Here is a 3,913-nt window from a genome sequence, read left to right on the forward strand (position 1 = left end):
GCGCTGGCCGAACCGGCGTAGATGCCAAGGAAATTCGGGGAGCTCTCGTCGAGCAGGCTCTTTCCCCACATCAACGTGGCGTGCGGCACCACGTCCGCCGCCAGCAACGCCTCGAGCTCCTTGACGGCCTGCAGCCGGTGCACCAGCAGGTCGGCGAGGACGGTCAGCTGATGATCGCCGATGAGGCGGGTCGCGGCCTCGATGAACAGCGACAGGGCGCGGGGGCTGGTGCCACCGGTGTAGCGCGGCAGCGGCGCGTCGGGCGGTTCGGTGGGGAAGCGGGCCACGTCGGTGGACAGCAGCAGGTATCCGGGCCGTTTTTGCTCGCGTACCTCCGAGAGCACCCGATCGATCTCGCGGCATGCGGTGGCCGGCATGAGATTTGCTTGGGCGCAGGTGATTTCGCGGCTGATCCGAAAGAAGTGCTCGAAGTCGCCGTCGCCGAGGGAATGGTGCAGCGCGCGGCGGGCGCCCTGGGCGTCTTTGGACGGGCCGCCGACGATGTGCACGACGGGCACGTGCTCGGCGTAGCTGCCGGCGATCGCGTTGGTGGCCGAGAGCTCGCCCACCCCGAATGTCGTTACCACGGCCGACATTCCGCGCAGCCGTCCGTACCCGTCGGCCGCGTAGCCGGCGTTGAGTTCGTTGGCGCTGCCCACCCACCGAATGGTCGGATGGGCGACGATATGGTCCAGGAATTCCAGGTTGTAGTCGCCGGGAACGCCGAAGATCTCGGAGACACCGAGTTCGGCGAGGCGGTCCAGCAGGTAGTCACCGACGGTGTAGACGAGGGGATCAGTCACAAGCACGACGGTACGCCCGGTCCAAACCGTTCCGGCCGACACGCCGCTTCGCCTATTGTGCGGGCATGGCTATCAAAGAATCCCGCGACATCGTCATCGAAGCCGGCCCCGAGGAGATTCTGGACGTCATCGCCGACTTCGAAGCGATGCCCGAATGGTCGGACCCACACCAGAGCGCGGAGATCCTCGAGACCGGGGACGACGGGCGGCCCAGCAAGGTGAAGATGAGGGTCAGGACCGCGGGCATCACCGACGAGCAGGTGGTGGCCTACACCTGGAGCGGCAACGACGTGAGCTGGACGCTGGTCAGCTCGGGCCAGCAGAAGTCGCAGGACGGCAAGTACACCTTGGTTCCTCAGGGAGACGCGACCCTCGTCAAGATGGAGATCCGCGTCGACCCCAACGTGCCGCTGCCCGGCTTCGTGCTCAAACGGGCCGTCAAGGGCACCATCGATTCCGCGACCAAGGCCCTGCGCGAGCGGGTGCTTGCGATCAAGAAGGGCAACTAGTCGCGGTGACGAGCGAGGGCCCCCTGGCCGGGGTGCGGGTGATCGAACTCGGCGGCATCGGGCCGGGGCCGCACGCCGGGATGATGCTCGCCGACCTCGGCGCCGACGTGGTGCGCGTGCGCCGGCCCGGCGGGCTGACGATGCCGCCGGAAGACCGCGACCTGCTGCACCGCGGGAAGCGGATCGTCGACCTCGACGTCAAGTCGCAGCCTCAGGCGCTGCTGGAGCTCGCCGCCAAGGCCGACGTGCTCCTCGACTGCTTCCGGCCCGGCACCTGCGAGCGACTCGGCATCGGACCCGAAAACTGCGCGGCCGTGAATCCGCGGCTGATCTTCGCGCGCATCACCGGCTGGGGGCAGCATGGCCCGGTGGCACACACGGCGGGCCACGACATCAACTACCTGTCACAGACCGGCGCGCTCTCGGCGCTCGGGCATCGGGACCGGCCGCCGACGCCGCCCCTGAACCTGGTCGCCGACTTCGGCGGCGGTTCGATGCTGGTGCTGCTGGGCATCGCCGTCGCGTTGTACGAGCGGGAACGGTCGGGCCGGGGCCAGGTCGTCGACGCCGCGATGGTCGACGGGGTCAGCCTGCTCGCCCAGATGATGTGGACCATGAAGGCGACCGGTTCGCTGCGCGACGAGCGCGAATCGTTCCTGCTCGACGGCGGCGCCCCGTTCTACCGGTGCTACGAGACCGCCGACGGCAAGTACGTCGCCGTCGGCGCCATCGAGCCGCAGTTCTTCGCGGCGCTGCTCGACGGGCTCGGCCTGTCGCCCGACGAGGTGCCTGCCCAGCTCGACATCGGTTCGTATCAACGGATGTACGACGTCTTCGCGAAGCGCTTCGCCAGCCGGACCCGCGACGAATGGACGCAGATCTTCGCCGGCACCGACGCGTGTGTCACCCCGGTGTTGACCTGGAATGAGGCGGCCGCCGACAAGCATCTGAACGCCAGGTCGACGTTGATCACCGCGCACGGCGTGAAACAGGCCGCTCCCGCACCGCGCTTCTCCCGGACCCCGGCCGGACCGGTCGGGCCGCCGCCCGCGGCAACCACTCCGCTCGACGAAATCGGCTGGTAAGTAGAGATTTACGCGAACCCCACCCGCGTGTGGGTCGCTGGGGTTACTTTGTTCTGTAGTGGCCGTAAAAGCATCACGGGAATTCGTCGTCGACGCGCCGCCGGAAGTGGTCATGGAGGCGCTGACAGACGTCGGCGTCCTTTCCTCCTGGTCGCCGCTGCACAAAGACATCGAAGTGATCGACCGTTATCCCGACGGGCTCCCACACCACGTCAAGACCAAGATCAAGATTTTGGGTCTGGTCGACAAAGAGATCCTGGAATACCACTGGGGCCCCGACTGGGTCGTCTATGACGCCAAGGGCACCGCGCAGCAGCACGGCCAGCACATCGAGTACAACCTCAAGCCCGAGGGCCTCGACAAGACGCGCGTGCGTTTCGACATCACCGTCGAGCCGGCGGGGCCCATTCCGGCGTTCGTCGTCAAGCGGGCCACCGAACGGGTTCTCGACGCCTCGGTGAAGGGGCTGAGCGAGCTGGTGGCGGGCGGTCGCGGATCGGGCGGTGCGACTTAGCCAGTGGCCGTACAAGCATCGTCGGAAATCGTCATCGACGCGCGCCCGGAAGTCATCATGGATGCGCTCGCCGACATGGAGAACGTGCCGTCGTGGTCCGCGGTGCACAAGAGGGCCGAGGTCATCGACACCTATCCGGACGGGCGACCGTGCCACGTGAAGGTGACGATCAGGGTGATGGGCATTTTCGACACGCAGTTCCTGGAGTACCACTGGGGCCCGGACTGGATGGTGTGGGACGCCAAAAAGACGATCCACCAACATGGCCAGCACGGTGAGTACAACCTCACCCGCGAGGGCGACGACAAGACCCGGGTGCGATTCGGCATCACCGTGGAACCGTCGGCGCCGCTGCCCGAGTTCGTGATCAGCCGGGCCCGCAAGAAGATCCTGCATGCCGCGCTGGAGGGACTTCGGAAGCGGGTTATGGGCCCCGCAGCGCCGCCAGGCGCCTGATTGCCTCGTCGAGGGTGGCCTCGCGTTTGCAGAACGTGAAGCGCACCAGGTGATTCCACACGTCGGCATGGGGTGCCGCCGGGTCGCAGAACGCCGACATCGGGATGGCGGCCACGCCGACCTTCTCCGGTAACGCCGCGCAGAAGCCGGTGCTGTCGTCGTAGCCGAGCGGGCGCGGGTCGGCGCACAGGAAGTAGGTGCCGTCGCTGTCGTGCACCGCGAAGCCGATCTGGCTCAGCCCGGCGGCCAGCCGGTCCCGCCTGCCCTGCAAGGAGCGGCGAAGCTCGGCAACCCACGCGTCCTCGGTGTCCAGCGCGAGAGCCACCGCGGGCTGGAACGGCGCGCCGCCGACGTAGCTCAGATACTGTTTGGCCGCGCGCACCCCGGCGATGAGTTGCGCTGGGCCGCAGGCCCACCCGATCTTCCAACCGGTGCAGTTGAACATCTTGGCCGCGCTGGAGATCGTGATGGTGCGCTCGGCCATGCCGTCGAAGCCGGCCAGCGGGAGGTGGCGGTTGGCGTCAAACACCAGGTGCTCGTACACCT

Annotated in this window: 6 protein-coding genes; 4 read left to right on the plus strand and 2 right to left on the minus strand. The window is 67.5% G+C overall.

Annotated elements, in window-relative coordinates:
* Nucleotides 1-809 (minus strand): thiamine pyrophosphate-binding protein (locus A5712_RS28250; protein ID WP_197519519.1); only part of this gene is annotated, 809 nt, incomplete at its 3' end.
* A gap of 59 nt (nt 810-868) precedes the next feature.
* On the opposite strand from A5712_RS28250, the gene A5712_RS28255 reads away from it, so the two are divergent.
* From A5712_RS28255 to A5712_RS28270, 4 genes are read left to right on the plus strand one after another with little or no spacing between them, the layout of a single operon-like run.
* Complete coding sequence (locus tag A5712_RS28255; RefSeq protein WP_068113325.1) at nt 869-1,312, plus strand: SRPBCC family protein; 444 nt, start codon at nt 869-871, stop codon at nt 1,310-1,312.
* Between the two features lie 5 nt (nt 1,313-1,317).
* On the plus strand, nt 1,318-2,397 hold the full coding sequence (locus tag A5712_RS28260; protein WP_068113328.1) for a CaiB/BaiF CoA-transferase family protein: 1,080 nt from the start codon (nt 1,318-1,320) through the stop codon (nt 2,395-2,397).
* Between the two features lie 58 nt (nt 2,398-2,455).
* Nucleotides 2,456-2,911, plus strand: a complete 456-nt coding sequence (locus A5712_RS28265; protein WP_068113331.1) for an SRPBCC family protein — start codon at nt 2,456-2,458, stop codon at nt 2,909-2,911.
* Nucleotides 2,912-2,914: 3 nt separating this feature from the next.
* Nucleotides 2,915-3,367: an SRPBCC family protein gene (locus A5712_RS28270; RefSeq protein ID WP_068113334.1), complete on the plus strand. Its 453-nt coding sequence runs from the start codon at nt 2,915-2,917 to the stop codon at nt 3,365-3,367.
* Here the strand turns inward: A5712_RS28270 and A5712_RS28275 are convergent.
* On the minus strand, nt 3,336-3,913 hold a 578-nt coding region (locus A5712_RS28275; RefSeq protein ID WP_156766814.1), incomplete at its 5' end, for an aminotransferase class I/II-fold pyridoxal phosphate-dependent enzyme. The two genes, A5712_RS28270 and A5712_RS28275, sit on opposite strands and share 32 nt — an antisense overlap.

Source organism: Mycobacterium sp. E2327, assembly GCF_001672675.1.
Lineage (GTDB): Bacteria > Actinomycetota > Actinomycetes > Mycobacteriales > Mycobacteriaceae > Mycobacterium.

Coding starts and splice junctions, on each gene's coding strand:
- A5712_RS28255 (WP_068113325.1), top strand. CDS start 869: ATGGCTATCAAAGAATCCCGCGACATCGTCATCGAAGCCGGCCCCGAG.